The 21,841-nt window shown below is 66.8% G+C and carries 17 protein-coding genes; 3 read left to right on the top strand and 14 right to left on the bottom strand.

Annotation, left to right across the window (positions count from 1 at the left end; translation table 11 throughout):
• Nucleotides 1–54: 54 nt before the first annotated feature.
• The 12 genes from N5D20_RS03055 to N5D20_RS03000 form a co-directional block, all read right to left on the bottom strand.
• On the bottom strand, nucleotides 55–1,422 hold the full coding sequence (locus N5D20_RS03055) for an SLC13 family permease (protein ID WP_279914273.1): 1,368 nt from the start codon (nucleotides 1,420–1,422) through the stop codon (nucleotides 55–57).
• A gap of 97 nt (nucleotides 1,423–1,519) precedes the next feature.
• Nucleotides 1,520–2,440: a malonate decarboxylase subunit epsilon gene (mdcH, locus tag N5D20_RS03050; protein WP_049413516.1), complete on the bottom strand. Its 921-nt coding sequence runs from the start codon at nucleotides 2,438–2,440 to the stop codon at nucleotides 1,520–1,522.
• A complete protein-coding gene (mdcB, locus tag N5D20_RS03045) occupies nucleotides 2,437–3,294 on the bottom strand; it encodes a triphosphoribosyl-dephospho-CoA synthase MdcB (protein ID WP_279914274.1) in 858 nt (285 codons plus the stop codon). The genes mdcH and mdcB overlap by 4 nt, the downstream gene beginning before the upstream one ends.
• Complete coding sequence (gene mdcG, locus N5D20_RS03040; protein ID WP_279914275.1) at nucleotides 3,291–3,932, bottom strand: malonate decarboxylase holo-[acyl-carrier-protein] synthase; 642 nt, start codon at nucleotides 3,930–3,932, stop codon at nucleotides 3,291–3,293. Before mdcG ends, mdcB begins: the two co-directional genes overlap by 4 nt.
• Nucleotides 3,925–4,629, bottom strand: a complete 705-nt coding sequence (gene mdcE / locus N5D20_RS03035) for a biotin-independent malonate decarboxylase subunit gamma (RefSeq protein ID WP_049413545.1) — start codon at nucleotides 4,627–4,629, stop codon at nucleotides 3,925–3,927. The genes mdcG and mdcE overlap by 8 nt, the downstream gene beginning before the upstream one ends.
• Nucleotides 4,630–4,631: 2 nt before the next feature.
• Nucleotides 4,632–5,540, bottom strand: a complete 909-nt coding sequence (locus N5D20_RS03030; RefSeq protein ID WP_049455597.1) for a biotin-independent malonate decarboxylase subunit beta — start codon at nucleotides 5,538–5,540, stop codon at nucleotides 4,632–4,634.
• A complete protein-coding gene (gene mdcC / locus N5D20_RS03025; protein WP_279914276.1) occupies nucleotides 5,537–5,857 on the bottom strand; it encodes a malonate decarboxylase acyl carrier protein in 321 nt (106 codons plus the stop codon). Before mdcC ends, N5D20_RS03030 begins: the two co-directional genes overlap by 4 nt.
• Before the next feature lie 10 nt (nucleotides 5,858–5,867).
• Entirely contained in the window at nucleotides 5,868–7,511 is a 1,644-nt protein-coding gene (mdcA, locus tag N5D20_RS03020; protein WP_279914277.1) for a malonate decarboxylase subunit alpha, read from the bottom strand.
• Between the two features lie 156 nt (nucleotides 7,512–7,667).
• Nucleotides 7,668–9,860, bottom strand: coding sequence for a TonB-dependent siderophore receptor (locus N5D20_RS03015; RefSeq protein WP_279914278.1), 2,193 nt, complete (start codon nucleotides 9,858–9,860; stop codon nucleotides 7,668–7,670).
• 325 nt (nucleotides 9,861–10,185) lie between these two features.
• Nucleotides 10,186–11,880: a malate dehydrogenase (quinone) gene (mqo, locus tag N5D20_RS03010; RefSeq protein WP_279914279.1), complete on the bottom strand. Its 1,695-nt coding sequence runs from the start codon at nucleotides 11,878–11,880 to the stop codon at nucleotides 10,186–10,188.
• A gap of 193 nt (nucleotides 11,881–12,073) precedes the next feature.
• Nucleotides 12,074–12,520, bottom strand: coding sequence for a GNAT family N-acetyltransferase (locus N5D20_RS03005; RefSeq protein WP_010483402.1), 447 nt, complete (start codon nucleotides 12,518–12,520; stop codon nucleotides 12,074–12,076).
• Between the two features lie 169 nt (nucleotides 12,521–12,689).
• Nucleotides 12,690–13,595, bottom strand: a complete 906-nt coding sequence (locus N5D20_RS03000; RefSeq protein WP_279914280.1) for a LysR family transcriptional regulator ArgP — start codon at nucleotides 13,593–13,595, stop codon at nucleotides 12,690–12,692.
• A 138-nt stretch (nucleotides 13,596–13,733) separates the two neighbouring features.
• Here N5D20_RS03000 and N5D20_RS02995 point away from each other — a divergent pair, with 138 nt between their 5' ends.
• Together N5D20_RS02995 and N5D20_RS02990 are read left to right on the top strand one after the other, a co-directional pair.
• Nucleotides 13,734–14,369, top strand: coding sequence for a LysE family transporter (locus N5D20_RS02995; protein WP_005408523.1), 636 nt, complete (start codon nucleotides 13,734–13,736; stop codon nucleotides 14,367–14,369).
• Nucleotides 14,370–14,536: 167 nt separating this feature from the next.
• Nucleotides 14,537–16,519 (top strand): S9 family peptidase, encoded by a 1,983-nt coding sequence (locus tag N5D20_RS02990; RefSeq protein ID WP_019336989.1) that lies wholly within the window; start codon nucleotides 14,537–14,539, stop codon nucleotides 16,517–16,519.
• A 57-nt stretch (nucleotides 16,520–16,576) separates the two neighbouring features.
• Here N5D20_RS02990 and N5D20_RS02985 read toward each other — a convergent pair whose 3' ends face one another.
• Together N5D20_RS02985 and N5D20_RS02980 are read right to left on the bottom strand one after the other, a co-directional pair.
• Entirely contained in the window at nucleotides 16,577–18,331 is a 1,755-nt protein-coding gene (locus N5D20_RS02985; protein ID WP_171954014.1) for an oligopeptide:H+ symporter, read from the bottom strand.
• A 97-nt stretch (nucleotides 18,332–18,428) separates the two neighbouring features.
• Nucleotides 18,429–19,577, bottom strand: coding sequence for a heparan-alpha-glucosaminide N-acetyltransferase domain-containing protein (locus tag N5D20_RS02980; protein ID WP_043396768.1), 1,149 nt, complete (start codon nucleotides 19,575–19,577; stop codon nucleotides 18,429–18,431).
• A gap of 200 nt (nucleotides 19,578–19,777) precedes the next feature.
• Here N5D20_RS02980 and N5D20_RS02975 point away from each other — a divergent pair, with 200 nt between their 5' ends.
• Nucleotides 19,778–21,742 carry an oligopeptide transporter, OPT family gene (locus N5D20_RS02975; RefSeq protein WP_010483387.1) on the top strand — a complete coding sequence of 655 codons (1,965 nt, stop codon included), beginning with the start codon at nucleotides 19,778–19,780 and terminating at the stop codon, nucleotides 21,740–21,742.
• The last annotated feature ends 99 nt before the right edge of the window (nucleotides 21,743–21,841 follow it).

The raw sequence follows: 21,841 nt of genomic DNA, 5'->3' as shown, positions 1-21,841 counted from the left end.
GCAGAGTGTAACGCCAGGTCGTGCCGACCAGTGGCCGGCACGACCGTTCGACGGTTACATCCAGCCGGGCACCACGAACACCAGCCAGGCCAGCAGCGGCCCCAGCGCGACCACCAGACCGCTGTACACCAGGAAGCGGCGGAACAGGGTCTCGCGCTCTTCCTTCGCGGCCGAGGCCACCACCAGTGCGCCATTGGTGGAGAACGGGCTGACATCGACGATGGTGGACGACACCGCCAGCGCGCAGATCACGCCGGCGGCGCTGAGGTGGCCCTGCAGCAGGAACGGCACCGCCAGCGGAATCGTGGCGCCCAGTACCGCCGCCGAGGAAGCGAATGCGGAGACGATGCCGCCGACGTAGCAGACCAGCAGCGCGCCCAGCAGCGGAATGCCTATGTCGGACACGCCGTTGCCGATGAAGTCCACCGCGCCGGCATGTTCCAGCACGCCGATGTAGGTCACCACGCCGCAGATCAGCAGCACGGTGGACCAGCTGATGCCATCGACCGCACCCTTCTGGCTTTGTGGCGACAACAGCGCCAGCGCCACCGCCACGGTGATCGAGACCAGGCCGACGTTGAGGTTGTAGATCAACGCGGCCACGCCCAGGCCGAGCAGGCCGATCAGGGTGAACAACCGCTCGCGGGTCAGGCCCACCGCGTCCAGTGCCGCCGGATCATTGCTGAGCGTGCCGCCGCCTGCTGCGACCAGCGCGCCATGGCCTTCGATCGCGAACTGGCGCGACGACGCCTGCGGGCCGCCGGCCATCGCCAGTTCGGCAGTGCCGATCGTTCCTGCTGCGGTGATCGAGCCACGCCGCAGCAGGGCGACGCCACCGAAAGCGAAGAAGCAGATCGTGGCCATCATGAAGTTGAAGCCCAGGCTGGTCAGGAACACCGCCATCTCGGTCACTTCCAGCCCGGCCTTCTGCACCACGCCGTTGGTGATGCTGCCGTACACGCTGATGGGCGAGAAGCCGCCGGCCTGCGCACCGTGGATGACCAGCAGGCCCATCATCAGCGGGTTGATGTTGTATTGCTTGGCAAAGCGCAGCGCGACCGGCCCGATGATCGCCACCGCGGCGGGGCCGAGTGCGCCGAAGGCGGTGAGGACCGCGGTGATGACGAACATCACCCACGGAATGGCCACGATATGGCCGCGTACCGCTTTCACCGCCCAGTGCACCAGCAGGTCGATGGTACCGTTCTTCTGCGCGATGGCGAACAGGTAGGTGATGCCGACCAGGGTCAGGAACAGATCGCCGGGAAAGCCGGCCAGGACCTCCTTGCCGCCCATGTCGACCCACAGCCCACCGATGATGAAGGCCAGCGCGAAGGCGACGGCGCCCATGTTGATCGGCATCGCCGTGGCGACGATGAACATGATCACCAGACCGATGATCGTTGCGATTTGTGGACTCATGCGCCCTCCCAGACACGTGACTCACGTACAGCGCGGATGGAGACCCGCCATCCCGGGGTAAGGCGACGTACTGCGTGTTGCGTACTGCTCGAACCCGTTACTGCAGCCGCTCCAGCGCGTTGCGGACCCAGCCCGCCGCGCCGTCGAGGCTCTGGAATTCCTCCACCGCGCGCACCTCGCAGCACGGATAATCGGACGCGACCATGCGGGCCAAGGCATTGCCCGGGCCCAGCTGCAGGAACACCCGCGCACCGCGCTCGTAGGCCTGGCGCATCACCTGCGCCCACTCGATGGTCTGCGCCAGCTGCAACGACAGCGTGTGGACCGCCGTTGTGCGATCCCGCACCGGACGCGCATCGATGCCGGCCAGCAGCGGCAGGCGCGGGGCCTGTAGCGCGGAGGCATCGAGGGCCGCAGCGAACGGTGCGACCGCCGCTGCCAGCAGCGGTGTGTGCGCCGGAACGTGCACCGGCAGCGGCCGGATGCCTGCACCGCGTGCACGCGCTGCATCGGCCAGGCCCTGCAGCGACGCGTGCGTGCCGCCCACGATGAAATGGTCGTGCCCGTTGGCGATGGCCACGTACGCACCGTGCAGATCGCACAGCGGCTGCAGTACGTGGCGTTCCAGGCCAAGCACCGCCTGCAGACCTGCATCGGCGGGGCTGGCGCTGTCCATCAACCGCGCGCGCCGAGCGGCGAGAGCCAGGCAGGTGGCGGCATCAACGCTGCCGGCGATCGCATGCGCGGCCAGTTCACCGATGCTGTAGCCGGCCACCAGCACCGGTGCTTGCACCGCTTCGCGAAGTCCCTGCCAGTGCGCGAGGCTGGCTGCACACAGCAGGGGCTGCGCGAGTGCATTGCCGAAGCGCGATTCGTCAGCGGCCGCCGCGAACACATCGCGTCCAAGCACTGCGCTGGCAGCCTCCAGGACGTTGCGCGCGGCAGGCAGATCGCGCACGTGCTCGAACATCGCGGCGTGCTGCGCGCCTTGCCCGGGGCAGAGCAGGGCAAGGCTCATACGCCCTCCTGCTGCAGCAGGAACCAGCTGCAGGCAAGCAGATCAGCACTGCCACCAGGGCTCAGGCGGCGTGCGACGAAGCGCTCACCGATGCCGTGCAGGCGTGCCTGCCAGCCGGGTACGAAGGTACCGCCGCCCTGCAGAAAACGGCGCGCCTGCCGCTGGGCCCAGCGCAGGCCGTCGGCGCCGCCACGGTGCAGCAGGTTGAGGTCATCCACGCACGCGATCAGCTGCATCAGGGTCTGGCACATCGCGGCCTCGCGTGGCAGGCCGCTGGCCAGTGCGTGGCGCAGGGTAGGCAGTGCCACGTCGCGCAGCAGCGGGTAGCCGGTGGCCGCTTGTTCGCGCACACCTTGCACGCCGTGCCGCGCGCGCGCGCGCTGGCCAGGGCTGTTCGCATCCAGAGGTGCGCCGGCGAGCTCGGCAGCCCAACGGCGCACTTCCTGGCAGACCTGCTCACCCGTGGCGGCATGGCCCAGGTGGGAGCGACAGGCCGCGGCGGCCGCCACCAGCAGGCCGAGACTGAAGACCGCGCCACGGTGGGTATTGATGCCGGCGGTCGCGCGCAGCATCGCGGTTTCGGCGGCGATGCCACACCGGCGCAAGGCGTCGAAGTCCGCCCCGGCTGCACCGAGGTATGCCACGGCGGTGAAATAGTGGCGCAGCGCGAACAGGCTGCGCAGGAACGTGCCGGCGTCCATGTCGTGATGGCTGCCGGTGTCGAAGGGGGTGACCAGTCCGGGCTTGGGCGCCAGCGCCAGCTCCGCATGCAGGCTGGCGACGGCGAGGCGCCCCAGACGCGCGGTGTCCACGGCAGCTGCCGGCCTGACCGCCGGTTGCACGACGGCGTTCATGCGCTCACCCCGGCGGAGGCGAACAATGCCTCGCGTGGTTCCAGTGCGGCACCATCGAGGCGCTTGACCAGTACCTCGCGGCTGCGTCCGGCGTACTCGCGCCAGTTCACGGCGGCATCGCCGCCCAGGCACAGCTCGCCATCGACCCGCCGGTCGTGTTCGGCTTCCCATGCCTGTAGCCGTGCAGCCAGGGCATCGGCCTGCGCGGTGGTGTCGATCGGCCACAGCAGATCGACGTCCGAGCGCGCGTGCACATAGCGCAGGCCAGTGAGGTGCTGCCACGCGAAGGCACCGATTACGCGCGCCCCAGCGATGTTCTGCAGCACTTCAAGGGGCCGCTGCCAGTCCTGTGGAACGTCGCCTTCCAGCACCGTCTGAAGTGTCGGCGGCGGCGCGGTGCGCAGCACATCGTGTGCTGGTACGCGCAGGGGCAGGCGCAGTTTGCCCTCGACGGGCGGTAGCGGCACGCCCAGACGCAGGCGGGGGTCCGCATCATCGGCGGCACGTCGCGCGACGATGGCCGGCCGGCCCTGCGCAAACCAATCGGCCAAGCGCGACTCATGCGCGGCAATGTCCGCCTGCCAGCCGGCGTGCGCTGACAGCCAGACCAGCGTATGGCGGGGCAGCCGCTCAGGCATCGCCCTGGCTCACGGCAGCAGCCACGCGTGCGGCCAGCATGCGCCCGCCACGTTCGGCTCCGCGCACGGCGCGGCGGTCGCCATCGGCGGGCGTGCGCAGTGCCTGCAGCAGGTGGGCGGCCAGGTTGCCGTTCCAGATCGAGTCCACCGCACCCATCGCTACGTAGTTTTCCACGCCCGGTGCGAACACCGGTGAGGTCTGGCTGAGCGACTGCAGCTTCTCCAGCGGCTGCTTGGTCACCCGTGCCATCGCGCGCAGGTCCATCACCCGCACCTGTGCATCGGGCAGGGCGTGGATGTGGTCGGCCATCAGACCGAATGAGAGGAAGCCGCCACTGACGGATTCACCGTAGACCAGCGTGACCAGTTGCGCACCACGGCGGCGTGCCAGATCGAGCGTCTGCGCGAGATGCGCAAAGTAACCATTGATGCCAAGCAGTTCGTCGCGCCGCGCCAGGCGCTGGCCGGCGGTATCCACCAGCATCACGATCGGCCGCTGAGGATGTGCGCGGGTGCTGGCCAGCACCATCCCGGCCAGTGCCAGTGCGTGGTCCACGCCGACTTCGAGTTTGTCGGCGGTACCGATCACGGTCACCTCGCCGTCCTCGGTGGTAGCGCTGCCGGTCAGCACCGAATCGTTCACCGCAATCGCATGCCCCTGCGGGAACAGGGCATCGAGCAGGCTCTGCAGTTGCATGCTCATGGCAGGCTCCGGTCGGCGGTGGCGATGAGGAACTCATCGGTGTCGAGCAGTGGCAGGCGTTCGGGGTGGGGAATGCCCAGCCGCGCCCAGATCTCCAGGCCATCGCGGCAATCGCTCCAGGCCTGCACGCGCGCCTTCAATGCCACATGGCGTTCCTGCAGCGCGGCCAGTGCAGTAACTGGATCGATGCTGCGGGTATCGGGCTGCAGCGCATCGAATGCCGCATGCGCGAAGGCCTCGATGGCATCGGGTACCAGCACCTGTGCCTGGTCGATCAGGTAGCGGTGCTTGCCACCGGTCACGCGCCAGACCAGTGCGCGGTCGCGGGAATCGAACTCTTCCACGCCACGCACGGTCTCGATCACTTCCGGCCCGGACAGCGACAGGCGTCCTTCTTCGGACATGATGACCGTGCTGCAGCAGCGGGCCACGATGCCCATGCCGCCGAAGGCGCCGTTACCGCTGCCGATCAGCGCGATCACCGGCACGCCCGCTGCACGCGCGGCCAGGGTGGCGCGCATGATCTCGGAAATGGCGATGAGCCCTGCATTGGCTTCGTGCAGGCGCACGCCGCCGGTGTCGAGCAGGAGCAGCACACCGTCAGGGCGGGTTGCCGCCGCACGGCGCAGCAGCCCGGTCAACTTGGCGCCATGCACCTCGCCCACGCCGCCGCCCATGAATTCACCCTGCTGTGCGGCCAGCAGCACGCGTCTTCCCTGCAGCGTGGCTTCGCCGACGACGATGCCATCGTCGAAGGCCGCAGGCTGATCGAGCTGCGCCAAGTGGGGGCTCATCATCCGCCGCGCCGGGCCGAGGAATTCGCTGAACGAACCCGCGTCGATCAACCCGGCGATGCGCTCGCGCGCATCGGCTTCGTAGTAACTGTGGCGCTGCGTCCGGTTCATCGTGCATCTCCACTGAGCAGGGTTTCCACGGCCTGGTCCAGTCGCAGGCTGACCACCGCCGGAGTTGCACCCGCATCGTTGATCGAGATGCGTACATCGCGCAGCGGATGACGCTCTGCGAAGTCGCTGATCACCGCTTGCCACACGTTGCCGAAGCCCTGTGCGGCGGTGATGATGCGCACCGTCATCGCGCCGTCCTGCGCCGCCGGCTCCAGCAGGATTTCCAGGTTGCCCGAGGCCAGCACGCCGACCAGCACCGCATCGCGCGGAAACTGCACCGCAGTGTGTCCTTCGAATCGATAGACGAGGGTTTCCATGCTCAGCCCTTTACCAGTTGCGGAAGCGCTTGGGCGGGTCGTACAGTCCGCCGGACCAGCGCACCAGGTCCTTCACCGAACGCGCCGCCAGCAGGTCACGGCTGGCATCGCGCACAGAGATGCCCAGGTCATCGGGGCGGCGGATCACGCCGCGGTCGCGCAGGTTTTCCACCATCGCGCGGTCGCGGCCGAGGCCGACGGCGGTGTAGCCGGCCACGCCGCGGATCGCCTGCTCGCGTTCTTCCGGCGTGCGGCACAGCAGCAGGTTGGCGATGCCTTCCTCGGTCAGCACGTGGCTGACGTCGTCACCATAGATCATCACCGGCGGCAGCGGCATGTCCGCGCGCTCGGCCAGTTCCCAGGCATCAAGACGTTCAACGAAGGCCGGCGCCATGTGCTCGCGGAAGGTCTCCACCATCTGCACCACCAGCTTGCGCCCGCGCGGCATCTCGCCCGGGCGCGCGGCCTGCTGGCCGGCCTTGATCCAGGCGTCGCTGGCATGGCGGCGACCACGTGCATCCGAGCCCATGTTCGGTGCACCGCCGAAGCCGGCGATGCGATCGCGGGTGGCGGTGGAGCTGTTGCCCTGCAGGTCTATCTGCAGTGTGGAACCGATGAACATGTCGCAGGCATACAGGCCGGCGGTCTGCGAGAACGCGCGGTTGGAACGCATCGAGCCATCGGCGCCGGTGAAGAACACATCGCCTCGCGCAGCGATGTATTTCTCCATGCCCAGTTCCGAACCGAATGAGTGCACCGACTTCACGAAGCCCGATTCAATGGCCGGAATCAGCGCCGGATGCGGGTTCAGTGCCCAGTGCTGGCAGATCTTTTCCTTCAGGCCGAGCGATTCGGCGTAGGTGGGGAGCAGCAGTTCGATGGCCGCCGTATCGAAGCCGATGCCATGGTTGAGGCGGTTGACGCGGTACTCGGCATAGATGCCCTTGATGGCCATCATCGCCATCAACACCTGGATCTCGGAGATCTGCGCCGGGTCGCGGGTGAACAGCGGTTCGATATGGTTCGGCTTCGGTGCCTGTACCACGAAGTTGACCCAGTCAGCGGGAATGTCGACGCGGGGGAGGGTGTCGACGATTTCGTTGACCTGGGCAATGACGATGCCGCCACCGAAGGCGGTGGCTTCGACGATCACCGGCGTGTCTTCGGTGTTCGGGCCGGTGTAGAGGTTGCCGTGGCGGTCTGCGGCCTGCGCGGCGACCAGGGCCACGCGCGGGGTCAGGTCGATGAAGTAGCGGCCGAACAGTTCCAGGTAGGTGTGGATGGCACCGATCTGGATGCGCCCTTCAGCCACCAGGTTGGCCAACCGCACCGATTGCGGACCGGAGAACGAGAAGTCCAGCTTCGAAGCGATACCACGCTCGAATACATCCAGGTGCGAGGGCAGGGACAGCACCGACTGCACCATGTGCAGGTCATGCACTCGTGCCGGGTCGAGGTCGGCCAGGGCCTGGGCGAGGAAGTCGGCCTGCTTCTGGTTGTTGCCCTCCAGGCAGACCTTGTCGCCTGGCTCCAGCAGTGCGTGCAGCAGCTCGCCCACATCGGTGGCGGCGACCTCGCGTCCCCGGGCCCACGGCGCGGCACGTTCCAGGCGGGCCTGGCGGCTGCGTTCCAACGTATCCCAGCTCGGGTTCATCGACCGGCTTCCGATTGGTGTCGAGGTAATTACGGCATAATTATGAAAAGGGGTGCAACCTGCAGTGCAGCAAAAAGAAGGGCCCGCACGAAGGCGGGCCCATTCAGGATTGCGGTGTGCCGACCAACGGTCAGCACCCACCGGTTTGCGGGTGGCTCAAAACTTCCAGCGCAGGCTGGCCGACACGAAGCGCGGTTCGCCGTAGTTGTTGTAGTCCAGATTCGCCCAGTAGGTCTTGTCCAGTGCGTTGCGCACGCTCAGCGTTGCGGTCCAGCTGTCGCTGATGCGGTAGTTGGCATTGAACTGCACCAGCATGTAGGCCGGCTGGTTCAACGTGACCGTGCCGCCCAGCGGGTAGGCGATGTTGTAGCCCTGCACCTTGCTCTGCCACTGCAGGCCGCCGCCAACGCTCAGGCGTTCCAGCGCGCCGCGCAGCTGCAGCTGGGTGTTGAGCTGCAACAGATCCTTCGGCGGATTGGCGTACAGCAGGTCGGTAGCCGCTCGGGTGACCTTGACGTGGGTGTAGCCGGCATTGACCGTCCAGCCCGGCAGGATCTCGCCGTTGACGTCCATCTCCCAGCCGCGCGCCTTGGTGCCGTTGACGCCGACGTAGGCGGAGGTGCCATCGCTGAGCGAACCTTCCGGCACGCCCATGTCGCGCACCGCGTAGTTGTCCTGCTTGGCCTCGAACACGGCGGCATTGGCGGTCAGGCGGCCATCCAGCCACTGGGTCTTGATGCCTGCTTCCAGGTTCGAGCCCTGCACCGGTGCCAGCAGGTTCTCGTTGCGGTCCTTGAAGTTCTGCGGGTTGAAGATCTCGGTGTAGCTGGTATAGGCCGACACGTTCGGGGTGATGTCGTAGACCAGGCCCACGTACGGGGTGACTTCATCGCTCACCTTGTACGCACCGCTGGTGCCGGTGTAGGCGCCTGCGGCGTTGTACGAGCGGCTGAGGGTTTCCCAGCGGCTCAGGCGCGCGCCTGCAATCAGCGACAGCGGATCGGCCAGGCGCAGGCGGGTGGCCAGGTAGACACCACTCTGCGTGGTCCTGGCCACGCGGCGCGCGCCGGTGCGGCGGTAGGTCACTTCGGAGATGTCGCCGTTCCAGCTGTACACATTGGGGATGTAGTAGCAGCGTTCGCTGCCACAGCGCGCCCAGTCGGTCGGGTAGTTCAGCGCGAGGGTATTCGTCGTGCCTTCCAGGTCCGACCACTGCGCGCCAACGGTGAGGTCGTGCTCGCGGCCGAACAGGTCGAAGCTGCCGGACAGGTAGGCATCGACATTGCGACGGGTGTCCTTGGAATCGCCGGCGGCCGCGCGCAGGAAGATGCCCGAGCCGGTCACCGGGTCCGGGTTGCCGGTGCCGTACAGGCGCACGTTCTGCACGTTGCCACGGGTGTAGGCGGTGTTGATCTTCAGCAGCCAGTTGTCACCGAAGCGCTGTTCCAGGTTGGCGAACGCGGTGTTGCTCTCGCGCTTCCAGTAGCTCCACTTCGGCGACAGGTTGGTCGAACGCGGCAGGTGGGCGAAGTTGCCCTGGTTGTCGAAGAACGGCACGGTGCCCCAGGTTGAACCGGTGGGGTTGTTGTCCTGGCTCTGGTAACCGAGGGTGATCGTGGTGCTGTCGGTGACGTCGCCTTCCAGCACCGCCATGCCGGCCATCTTGTTCTCGTCGTAGCGGTCGTAATACAGGCCCCGATCGGTGTAGGCGGCGACCACGCGGCTGCGGAAACGGCCGTCGGCGGTCAGCGGTGCGGTCACGTCGGCTTCCATTCGGCGGTAGTCCCAACTGCCGGCACTGACCGCGAACGATGCGTCGAATTCCTTGCCCGGACGCTTGCGCAGCAGGTTGACCGTGGCCGACGGCACGCCGGCGCCGCTGAGCAGGCCGTTGGCGCCGCGGATCACTTCGATGCGGTCGTAGAAGGCGGTGTCGTATTCCTGGTTGGTGGAGCCGCTGTAGGTGGGAATGCCATCGACCTGGAAGTCGGTGATGGCAAAGCCACGCGCGTAGTACAGCGGGCGCTGGGTGTCATAGAAGGACACGCTGACGCCGGTGACGTTGCGCATCACGTCGTTGATGCTGAACAGCGATTCGTCCTGCAGGCGCTTGAGGCTGATCGCCGTGGCCGACTGCGGGGTTTCCTGCAGCGTGATCGGCAGGCGGGTGGTGCTGGATGGCGGAGCGGACTGCTCGGCACGGACGCTGACCCGGTCCAGGGTCTTGGCATCGGCGGCGCCATCGGCGGCGGCGAACGCGCTGGGCGCGGCCAGCAGGGACAGCGACGAAAGCAGGGCAGCCGGCAGCAGCGCGCGGCGGGGCAGGCGGTTACGCAGGGTCAGGGACATGGTGGGCTCGAGGCTTGGAAGCGGGGAAGGGCGGCAGCAGTCGTCCAGTACCCGGGGCGGCGGCTTCGGGCACATCAGGTCCATCTGGGAGCGGGCGGTCACTGCGTAGGACGCAAATGTAAATAATTCTTAACAACATTACAATTCGCGTCATCGTGCATCGGCTTTCCGGCACCAGGCATCGCCTTCTGTAGAGCCGAGCCCATGCTCGGCTGCTTTTTTGCTGGAGCCGAGCATGGGCTCGGCTCTACAGCAGGGAGCCGCCCCAAAAACGAACGGCCACCCAAAGGTGGCCGTCCGTGTGCGTCGAAAGGAAACGGCGGGCTTACAGCGCCTGCAGTTCCTCGTTGGCGTTGCGCTTTTCCTTGACCGGAGCCGGAGCCGGAATTGCGGCCGGTGCAGGTGCTGCCGCGTTGGCATCCACCGGCACTTCCAGGTAGGGAAGGTGCAGGGTCTGGCTGGTCAGCGTGCGGATCTCGTTGACCAGCGCGGCACTGTCGTTGAGCTTGCGCCCGTACGACGGCACGATTTCGCGCAGGCGGGTTTCCCAGCCGGCCTTCATCTGGTCCGGGAAGGCCTTGGCCATCAGGTCCAGCATGATCGGCGGCGAGGTCGACGCACCCGGCGAGGCGCCGAGCAGGGCCGCGATGGTGTGGTCCTTGTCGGTCACGATCTCGGTACCGAACTGCAGCACCGGGCCCTTCAGCGGATCACGCTTGATGATCTGCACGCGCTGGCCGGCGGTGACCAGCTTCCAGTCACCCGGCTTGGCATTGGGGAAGTACTTGACCAGCTCGGCCTGGCGGTCGGCATCGTTCAGGCGTGCCTGGCCCATCAGGTACTGCACCAGGTCCAGGTTGTCCTTGCCCACTTCCAGCATCGGGCCGACGTTGTTGTGGGTGACCGAGGAATACAGGTCCCACCACGAGCCGTGCTTGAGGAACTTGGTGCTGTACAGCGCGAACGGCCCGAACAGCACCACCGGCTTGCCGTCCAGCTTGCGCGCATCCAGGTGCGGCACCGACATCGGCGGCGAACCGGTCTCGGCCATGCCGTAGGCCTTCACGCCATGGCGCGAGGTCACGTCCTGGCCCTGGAAGGCGAGGAACTGGCCACCGACCGGGAAGCCGGCGTAGTCCTTCGATTCCGGAATGCCGGACATCTGCAGCAGCTTGAGCGCGGCGCCACCGGCACCGATGAACACGAAGCGGGCGTGGGTGGTGGATTCGGTGCCGGCCTTGAGGTCCTTCACCGTCACGTTCCAGCTCTTGTCGGCGTTCTGCCGCAGCGCGCTCACTTCGTGGTTGAGGTGCAGGTTGAAGTTCGGGCTGCGCTGCAGGCCGGTGGTCAGCTGGCGGGTGATCACACCGAAGTTGACGTCGGTGCCGAGCGGCATCCAGGTCGCGGCGACCTTCTGCTTCGGGTCACGGCCTTCCATCAGCAGCGGGGCCCACTGCTTGATCTGCGCCGGATCCTCCGAGTACTGCATGCCGTAGAACAGCGGATTCTTCACCATGGCCTGCTGGCGCTTGTGCAGGTAGGCGATGTTGTCATCGCCCCAGACGAAGCTCATGTGCGGGGTCGGGTTGATGAAGTCGCTGGGCTGGCTCAGCCGGCCTTGCTTGACCTGGTGCGACCAGAACTGGCGCGAGACCTCGAACGATTCGGCGATGCCGACCGCGCGCTTGGTCTCGATGCTGCCGTCGGGCAGTTCCGGGGTGTAGTTCAGTTCGGCGAACGCCGAGTGGCCGGTGCCGGCGTTGTTCCAGCCATCGGAGCTTTCACCGGCGACGCCGTCGAGGCGTTCGTAGACCTGGATGTTCCAGTCCGGCTGCAGTTCCTGCAGGTAGGTGGCCAGGGTGATGCTCATGATGCCGGCGCCGACCAGCACAACGTCGACGGGCTTGTCGTTGCTGGCGGCGGGCACCGAGCGCTGGGTCAGCGGCCAGTACAGGAACAGCGCGGCGGCCAGCAACAGCAGCACGAGCAGGGCGAGCAGGGCCTTGCCAAATTTCTTCATGGGGGCGGGATCGTTGGCGGAGGGGAGGAGGTCAGGATGCGCATGAAGCAGGGAAAGGGCGTGAAGAAACAACGCCTTGCAACATCCTGGCGCGATTCTAACCGGTTCCGGTCCTTTTTTGATGCAACGCAGCATCCGACCTTTCGCGGCCCCGTCACCCATAGCGCCAGGTCATGCCTGGCGACGCCTTCAATCAGACCAGCTCCAGAATCTCGTCTCCGGCGTCGTCGAACTCGCCGGTCGGGCGCCAGCCCAGGCGGCGGTAGAAGCCGTGCGAGCGCGATCGCGGGTCGGCCGAGCAGGCCAGGAACAGCCGCCGGTGGCCGGCATCGCGGGTCAGGCTCACCACGTCCTGCAGCAGTTGGCGGCCGATGCCGCGGCCTTCGTAGTCCGGCAGCAGGGCCAGCACCAGCACCTCGCCGCTGTCGCGGTCGGCGAAGCAGTAACCGGCCATGCGCTCGCCCTCCCAGGCGACGCGGCCGATCGAATCGCCTTGGGCGATGCCGGCGGCCCAGCTGTCCTCGGTGATGCCCAGTTCCGCCAGTTGGGCGGCACTGAAGGCGTTCTCGCGGGTGCGCCCGCGCAGGTCGATGCAGGCGGCGGCATCTTCGGGGCGCGCATCGCGGACGAATACAGGCATGCAGGGCATCCTTGCAGTGATCGGCCGACCAGTATCCGCATCACGCATGGACCCGGTGTGGAGGTTGCGTGGAGATTGGATGGAGCAAAAAGGGGACGGAGGGGATTAAGTCGTCTTTGCCCGATATGTCGTTTGGTTCTTGAACGACTTAATCCCCTCCGTCCCCTTTTCAGCGCTTGCGCCGGATCAGCGCGGAGGAGGCGTCCAGCACCGCGCGGGTCAGCAGGGCCATGGTCTGCACGTCGCCCTTCCAATGCTGCCAGTACAGCGGCACGTCTTCCCACGCGCGCTGGCGCACGTAGCCCAGTCGCCCGGCGTCCAGATGCCGCTTGACCAAGGGCAGGGGGTTCATGGTCCAGCCCATGCCGCCCAGGTTGGCCTGCACGAAGGCGCGGGTGGACGGAATCCACCAGGTCGGCGCGGTGCTGGGCAGGTCGTCGCCCGCCATGCGCCGGGCGAAGCGCGACTGCATGTCGTCCTTGCGGTTGAATACCAGCACCGGGGCCTGCGCCAGCGCCTGCGCGGTTACGCCCTTGGCGAAATGGCGCTCGCGGAACTCGGGGGTACAGGTCGCCGCGTAGCGGATGCTGCCCAGCGCGTGGATCTGGCAGCCCTGCACCGGCTCATCCAGGGTGGTCACCGCGCCCAGCACCGTGCCCTGGCGCAGCAGTTCGACGGTGTGGTCCTGGTCTTCCACGCGCAGGTCCAGTGTGGTGCCGGTGCTCTGCGCAAACTGCGAGGCGGCCTGCGGGAACCAGGTCTCCAGGCTGTCGTGGTTCACCGCCACCGGGATGCTTGCCTGGGGCAGGTCCTCGTCGGCCAGGCCCATACGGTGCAGGGCATCGTGTTCGAGCAGGGCGGTCTGCTCGGCCAGCTGCACCAGCACCTGGCCCTCGGCGGTGGCGGTGGCCGGAGTGCCGCGCTTGACCAGCAGGCGGCCGACCCGGTCCTCCAGCGCCTTGACCCGCTGCGAGATGGCCGAGGGCGTGACATTCAACGACTGTGCGGCGCGGTCGAAGCTGCCTTCGCGGATCACCGCGGCCAGGGCGCGCAGCTGGGCATGGTCGATACGCATCGAATTAAGTTCCGCTAATGTTGGTTTAGGAAGTTTAGCTCGTCTTTTTCATGTTGCGGCGCGACAATGGCGCCCGTTCCGGTGCTGTCCGCCTTCGCGAGGCACCGTCCCCCCAAGCAAGTAAAGGCAGTGAATCCCATGTTCTCGGTCATCTCCGCCAGCACCGGCCTCGGTGCCTGGTTCTCTGGTGCAGCTACCGGCATCGGCCTGTTCGCCGTGGTCGGGGCCCAGAGCGCCTTCATTCTGCGCCAGGGCATCCTGCGCAAGCACATCGTGCCGGTGGTTGCCACCTGTGCGGCCATCGATGCGATCTTCATCTTCGCCAGCGTGGCCGGCCTGCGCACGCTCACCTCGGCACTGCCGTGGCTGACCACCGCCGTGCTGTGGACGGGTGTCGCGTTCCTGGCCTGGTACGCAATGAAGTCGGCACGCCGTGCGATCGCCGGTGGCGGTGGCATGGGCGAGGCCGACAGTGACGACGGCAGCCGCCGCGCGGTGCTGATGGCCGCGGTCGGCTTCTCGCTGATCAACCCGCACTTCTGGCTGGACATGATGGTGATCGGTTCGATCGCCGAGAACTTCGGCAACGCCCGCATGGCCTTCGCCGCTGGCGTGGTCACCGCCAGCTGCCTGTGGTTGACCGCGCAGGGCCTGGGTGCACGCCTGCTGGCGCCGCTGTTCACCAAGCCCAGTACCTGGCGCGTGCTCGACGGCACCATTGCCGTGATCCTCAGCATCCTGGCCCTCACGTTGGCGGTGCGCGGGGTCCACTGACCCGGCGCACGCCCCCCGAACCCACGTCCTGACTCTCTCTCCAAGGTAGTGGTAACGACGGCACCGGCAACGGTGCCGTCGTTTTTTCTGCCGATGTGGCGCGGCAATCGGTCACGTGCCTAGAATCGTGCATCCGGACAGGGTGTCCGGTTTTCCATGGGGGAAGGATGCGCAGGATTGTGCTGGCTGTACTGTTGGGAGCGGTTGTGGGTGGGGCATCGGCCGCAGCGCTGGACCTGGATCGCTATCTGCGGCAGGAGTCGTTTACCGACATCAAGATTTCGCCGGGGGGCGAGTACATCGCCGCGACGGTTCCGCTGGAGGCGGGAACCGCCTTGGCGATCTATCGCATTGCCGACATGAAGATGGTCGGCAGCTTCCGCCCGCCCCGCAACGATCACGCCCACACCTTCGACTGGGTCAGCAACGAGCGGCTGCTGGTGGGCATGGCACAGAAGTTCGGCGTGCTGGACCGGCCGACGCCGACCGGCGAACTGTTCGGTATCAATGCCAACGGCAAGGGCGGCGAGCTGCTGGTGGGTTACCGGGTTGCCGACCAGAGCCTGGGCACCAACATCAAGGTCAAACCGGCAGGCCTGGTGGCCGCGTACCTCAGCGACGAACTCAAGGATGACGATCGCAACGCACTGGTGACGGTGATCCCGCTGGTCGGCAGTTCGCATGCCCAGGTCGAGCGCATGGATGTGATCACCGGTCGCCGCAACGCGGTGGCACGGGCTCCCATCCCCGATGCGGACTTCACGATCGATGAGCAGGGTGAGGTGCGTTTCGCGCGCGCTGTCGTTACCGATGGCACGCAGAAGCTCTACTACCGCACAGGCAGCAACAGCGACTGGATCCTGCTCAACGATGAATCCCTGAGCAAGCGCATCGAGCTGCCCCTCGGCTTCTCGGCCGACGGTCGCCTGGCGTACCTGCAGGTCGAGCAGGCAGACGGACCCGATGCCATTGTCAGCTGGGACCCCCAGAGCAATGAACGACGCACCGTGCTGCGCGATGAGAGCGCCGACCCGGCGCGCATCATCCGGCGCCCCGGCAGCCGCGTGCCGGTCGGGGCACTGTTCCTTGGCAGTGCGCCGCGAACGGCATTCTTCGATGACGCCTCGAACGAAGCCCGCCTTTACCGCAGCCTCGAAGCGGGCCTGGGCGGAGCGGCCTACATCACCTCCAGCACGCGCGATGGCAGGACGGTGCTGGTGGAAACCTGGTCAGGCAGCAATCCGGGCGATTTCTATCTCTATGACACGGTTGGCAAGAGTGCACGGCACCTGATCAGCCGCAGCGACTGGATCGACCCCGCGCTGGCGGCGGAGGTGCGTCCGATCAGCCTGAAGGCGCGCGATGGGCGTCCGCTGCATGGCTTCCTTACCGTCCCGCACGGCCGCGAGGCCCGTGCGCTGCCGATGGTGGTGGTGCCGCACGGAGGTCCGATCGGTGTTGCCGACGACGGCGCCTATGACGCCGAGGCGCAGATGCTGGCGGCGGCAGGTTACGCGGTATTGCAGGTGAATTTCCGCGGCTCTTCCGGTTATGGCCGGGCCCACATGCAGGCCGCGCGCAAGCAATGGGGACTGTCGATGCAGGATGACGTCACCGATGCCACGCGCTGGGCGATCGAACAGGGCGTGGCCGACAAGAACCGCATCTGCATCTACGGGGCAAGTTACGGTGCCTATGCGGCCATGATGGGGGCGGTGCGCGAGCCGGGCCTCTACCAGTGCGCGGCAGGCTACGTCGGCATCTACGACCTGCCGTTGATGTACGCCCGTGGAGACATCCAGAGTGATGAGTCAGGCCTGGCCTACCTGCGCAACTGGCTGGGATCGCCCAAGGATCTGGCAGAGCGTTCCCCGGTGAATCTGGCCGCGCAGGTGCGGGTGCCGGTATTCCTGGCCGCGGGAGGGCAGGACCAGCGTGCGCCGATCGTGCACAGTGAACGCATGGAAGCTGCGTTGAAGAAGGCCGGCTCGCCGGTGGAAACCCTGTTCGTCAAGAACGAAGGGCATGGTTTCTATTCTCCTGCCAATCAACGCACGTACTACAGCAGGTTGCTGGCCTTCCTCTCGCGCAGCCTGGGGGGACAGGTGGCCGCGCAGGCCACGCCTGCGGAAAAGAGCAGCGCGCCCTGAACAAGCCGGGGGCGGCGGATGATCGATCCGCCGCCCCGGATTTCGCCTGCAGCGGGCTTACTTGACCCCGTGCATCATCTTCTTCAGCAGCGGCGCGGCAATGAAGGCGGCCAGCGCACAGCCCAGGCCGATCCACATCAGCAGCCAGAACAGGTGCGCATAGGCGCCGGCGGCGGCCACCATGTCCAGCGATTCGCCTTCCGGCACCTCGATCGCGGCCAGCTTGCCGAACAGCGCGGCCAGCGTCTCCGAGAATGCGGTGGCCAGGAACCAGGTGCCCATCATCAGGCTCATCACCCGCGGCACGGCCAACTGGGTGACCGCCGACAGGCCGACCGGCGACAGGCACATCTCGCCACTGGCCAGCAGGACGTAGGCCAGCACCAGCCACCACACACTGGCCATCTCGCCGGTAGCGCCGACCTGCTGTGCGGCCAGTGCCAGCGGCACGAACGACAGCGCGCCGATCACCAGACCCCAGGCCGATTTGACCGGCTTGCCCGGTTCCCAGCCGCGGCGGTCCATCCACGTCCACAGTGCGGCGAAGGCCGGTGCCAGCAGCACCAGGAACAGGCCACCCAGGTAGGTCAGCGAGCCTGCGGTCTGCGGGATCACCAGGCAGTCGCGCACCAGCAGCACCAGCATCAGCACGACGATGGCGGCGAAGAACGTGCGCGGCGCAGCCGAACCCGGGCGCCGTTCGGACAGGCGCGCGCTGACCACGAAGCCCAGCGGTGCCAGCAGCAGCGAGATGATCGACCACGGCAGCGGCGTACCGCCGGTGATCACCAGCGAGGGCACGATGTCCTTGGTCAGCAGGCGGTCGGTGAAGGTCACCCACGAGCCGTAGGACTGCTCGTACATGGTGAAGAACACCAGCGCCATGAAGATCAGCACCATCAGCGCGATCATCTGCTGGCGCTGCACCGGCGTGCACTTGCTGCCGGTGAACCAGGCGAACCAGACCAGCACGCCGCCCAGCACCACCAGCATCAGCATCAGCGCCAGGCTGATTTCACCGCCCAGCGCGAATGCGCCATTGCCGGCGGCCCACATCAGCCACGCCACCGGCAGCACACCGAGCACCGCGCACAGATAGATGAGCCATTCGCGCGGCAGGCCCAGCACCTTCTGCTTCAGTGCCGCCGGTTGCGGCGGTTCGGCATGGCCCTGCAGGTACTTCTGGCCCCACAGGAACATCGCCAGGCCGGCCAGCATGCCGATACCGGCTGCTCCGAAACCGTACTTCCAGCCATAGGCCTCGCCGAGGAAGCCGCACACCAGCGAGGAGAACAGCGCGCCGAGGTTGATGCCGGCGTAGAACAGCGAGAAGCCCGAATCGCGGCGCGGATCGTCCTTGGCGTACAGCTTGCCGACGATGGTGGAGATGTTCGGCTTGAGGAAGCCGACGCCCATGATGATCAGTGCCAGCGACAGGTAGGTCACCGCCAGTGCCGAGGTGTCGCGCACCACTTCGCCGTTCACCCGGTACGCGGCGTGGCCTTCGAAGGCCATGCCAAGGTGGCCGAGCACCAGCAGGATACCGCCGAACAGCACCGCCCGGCGCATGCCCAGCCAGCGGTCGGCCAGCATGCCGCCGAATACCGGGATGCAGTACACCAGGCCGCCGTAGGCACCGAGCAGGTCCAGGCCGGCCTTGTCGCCGAACAGGTGGTATTTGGTCAGGTACAGCAGCAGCAGCGCCTTCATGCCGTAGAAGGAGAAGCGCTCCCACATTTCGGTGAAGAAGCAGACGTAGACGCCCTTGGGGTGGCCTAGGAAATCGTCGGAAGCGATAGCGGTGGAATTCATCGCGGAATTATAGGCGCGTGCCGCAGGCACGCACCGGGTAGCGCCGGGCCATGCCCGGCGGCATTACGCTGCGCCGGGCATGGCCCGGCGCTACCGCTCAAAGGTACCGCAACCACGCCAGGTCACGCCTTCGCGCCTTGAACCGCGCGAACGCCCGCGTCGGCGGGTACAGCACCACCGCCAGCGCACAGGCCACCAGCAGCAGGCCGGCCACCGAATCCAGGGCGTACAGGTCACCGTGCGTCGGTCCCCCGATCGCCAGCGCGGCCAGGTACAGCCCCTTCAGCACATACAGGTGCAGCAGGTAGAAGAACATCGGCGCGGCGCCGATATCGGCCAGCGGGCGCAGTGCGCGCGCCAGTGGCGGCCATTCGTACAGGCGCAGCAGCAACAGCCCCACGCCCAGGGTCAACAGCAGGAACTGCAGCGACGGCGGGTACTTGGTGATGTTGAACACGCTCATCCATGTGCGCAGCGTGCTGCTTTGGTACTGCCACGGTGCATCCCCGTACTGGTTGGCGAATCGCAGCAGTGCGAACAGGGCCAGTGCGCCGATGCCTGCCCACAGCAGCCATCGCTGGCGCTGCTCTGGCGCGCGCTCGCGACCGAACCACGGCCCCATCAGGTAGCCCAGCGCAATCACCCCGATCCAGGGCAGCAGCGGATAGGACGTGCGCAGGCGCAGCGCACCGGCCTCGATCCAGTCGCGCTGATGCAGCACTTTCCACAGCACCGGCAGCAGGCCATTGCCCTGCAGCCGTACGCTGTCGAACAGGTTGTGCCCGGCCACCACCGCGACCGCGGCCACCAGCAGGACGGGACGGGGCAGCCACAACAGGCCGCCCAGCGCGATCATGCTCAGGCCGATGGCCCAGATCACCTGCAGGTACAGCGTGTCCGGTGGCAGCTGGAAGGTCCAGGCGAAGTTCACCAGGGTCAGTTCCAGCACGACCAGGAACAGGCCGCGCTTGAGCAGGAAGGCGGACGTGGCCCGACGCGGATCCGCCTGGCGCTGGCCGTACAGCCAGGCCGAAAGACCGGTCAACAGGACGAACACGGGCGCGCACAGGTGGGCCAGCAGACGGCAGGCGAACAGCGCAGGGGAGACCGTCGCCGCGTCCATCGGGTCGCTCACCTGGTGCTGCAGGAAGAAGGTCTCGCGCACGTGGTCCAGCAGCATCAACAGCATCACGGTGCCGCGCAGCTGGTCGATGGAGGCCAGGCGAGGGGAGGGGGAAGGGGGCATGCGATGCAGTAACAACAAGGTAGCATTAAGATATAACATATCATTTGCTGCGTGCCCAACCGGACTTTGCCGGGTCGGTCGATTGCCGGTCCACGTACTGGCCCATTGCGCTGCAGCACACGCCCCCATCCTTTGGCACGCTGGACTTGATCTGTCCTGAACGCTAGCGTGGCAGGGATTTTTTGCCAGCAGGGGCTTCCATGAACCACGACGCTGCGCCCAAGCAGCTCACCTTCCGCGCAGTGGCCCTGGCCATCGTGCTGGCGGTGGTGCTGTCGGCCGCAAACGCCTACCTCGGTCTGTTCGCAGGCCTGACCATCGCCACCGCCATTCCCGCCGCGGTGATATCCATGGGCGTGCTGCGCCTGCTGGGCGGTGGCTCCATCCTTGAAAACAACATCGTGCAGACCGGCGCTTCGGCCGGCTCGTCGATCGCCGCCGGTGTGATCTTCACCATCCCGGCGCTGGTGATCATGGGCTACTGGCCGGACTTCAAGTACTGGTGGGTGCTGGGCATCGCCGGCCTTGGCGGCCTGCTGGGTGTGCTGTTCTCGGTGCCGCTGCGCCGTTCGATGATCGTCGAAGACCCGCTTCCGTTCCCGGAAGGCAAGGCCGCGGCCGAAGTGCTCAAGGCCGGTGAGAATCCGGGCCCGGGCCTGAAGATCCTCGGCCTGTCGGCGGTGATCGGCGCCTTCGTCAAGCTGGCCGCGGAAAGCGGCATGCGCCTGATTCCCGATGCCTGGGCCACTTCGGCCTACGTCGGCAGCTCCAAGGTCACCGCCTTCATCGGCACCAACCTGTCGCCGGCACTGCTGGGCGTGGGCTACATCGTCGGCCTCAACGTCGGCATCGTGGTGGTGTCCGGTTCGATCCTGACCTGGCACATCGCCATTCCGATCTACCAGGCGTTCTTCATGAACACCGATCCGGCACTGGCCGCGTCGGTCGCCACCGCTTCGTCCACCGAAGCCGCATTTGCCATCTGGGGTGCGAAGATGCGCTACCTGGGTGTCGGCGCGATGCTGATCGGTGGTATCTGGACCCTGATCTCGCTGCGCAAGTCGCTGCTCAACGGCGTCAAGAGCGGCTTTGCCGCCGCCCGCAAGAGCGGCGGCCCGGTGCTGGCGCACACCGAGCGCGACCTGCCGATGAAGTGGATGCTGGTGGCCCTGGTGGTCTTCGTGCTGCCGCTGCTGGCCCTGTACCAGGCCATCGTCGGCCAGTGGCACGTGTCGATCCCGATGACCCTCATCATGATCGTCGCCGGCTTCCTGTTCGTGTCGGTCTCGGCCTACCTGGCCGGCCTGATCGGTTCGTCCAACAACCCGGTCTCGGGCATCACCATCTCCACCATCCTGTTCGCCTCGGCCGTGCTGGTGGTGCTGCTGGGCGCCGATGGCCTCAAGCCGGTCGGTGCCGGCGGTGCGCCGCTGGGTGCGGTGGCTGCGATCATGATCGGCGCGGTGGTGTGCTGCGCTGCGGCGGTCGGCGGTGACAACCTGCAGGACCTCAAGGCCGGCTACATCGTCGGCGCCACCCCGTGGAAGCAGCAGTTGATGCTGGGCATCGGTGCGTTCTCGTGCGCGCTGATCATGGCCCCGGTGCTGAACCTGCTGGCAACCGCCTACGGCATCGGCGTGAAGTCCGAGCTGCACCCGAACGCGCTGGCTGCACCGCAGGCCAACCTGATGGCCTCGGTGGCCAAGGGCCTGTTCGGTGGCGAACTGCCGTGGACCTTCATCGGCATCGGTGCCGTGGTCGGCGCCGCCATCATCGCCTTCGACAGCTGGCTGAAGTCGCGCAACGCACGCTTCCGCGTGCCGGTGCTGGCCGCCGCCATCGGTATCTACCTGCCGCTGGAACTGATGGTGCCGATCTTCCTCGGTGGCCTGATTGCCCACCTGGTGGAGCGCTTCCACAAGGTGCGCGCCGATGACGAAGAAGGCCGCGACCGCGTGCACAAGCCGGGCGTGCTGTTCGCTGCCGGCCTGATCACCGGCGAGGCGCTGATGGGCATCGCCATCGCGATTCCGATCGTGGTCAGCAGCCGCGCAGACGTGCTGGCCGTGCCGTTCCACCTGCCGGGCGCACAGTGGATCGGCCTGGCCGTGCTGTTCCTGGTCGGCTGGCTGATCTACCGCACTGGCAAGTACGCCAAGGCGTAATGCAGGGGGGCGGATCCCTTCCCGGAGGGAAGGGCTCTGACCCCACGCTGACAGCGTCTGGGATCAGAGCCGATTCCGCCGGAATCGGATCCGACCCCC

The organism is Stenotrophomonas sp. GD03877 (assembly GCF_029840555.1).
GTDB classification, from domain to species: domain Bacteria; phylum Pseudomonadota; class Gammaproteobacteria; order Xanthomonadales; family Xanthomonadaceae; genus Stenotrophomonas; species Stenotrophomonas geniculata.
This window is presented reverse-complemented; position numbering and strand designations above follow the sequence as displayed.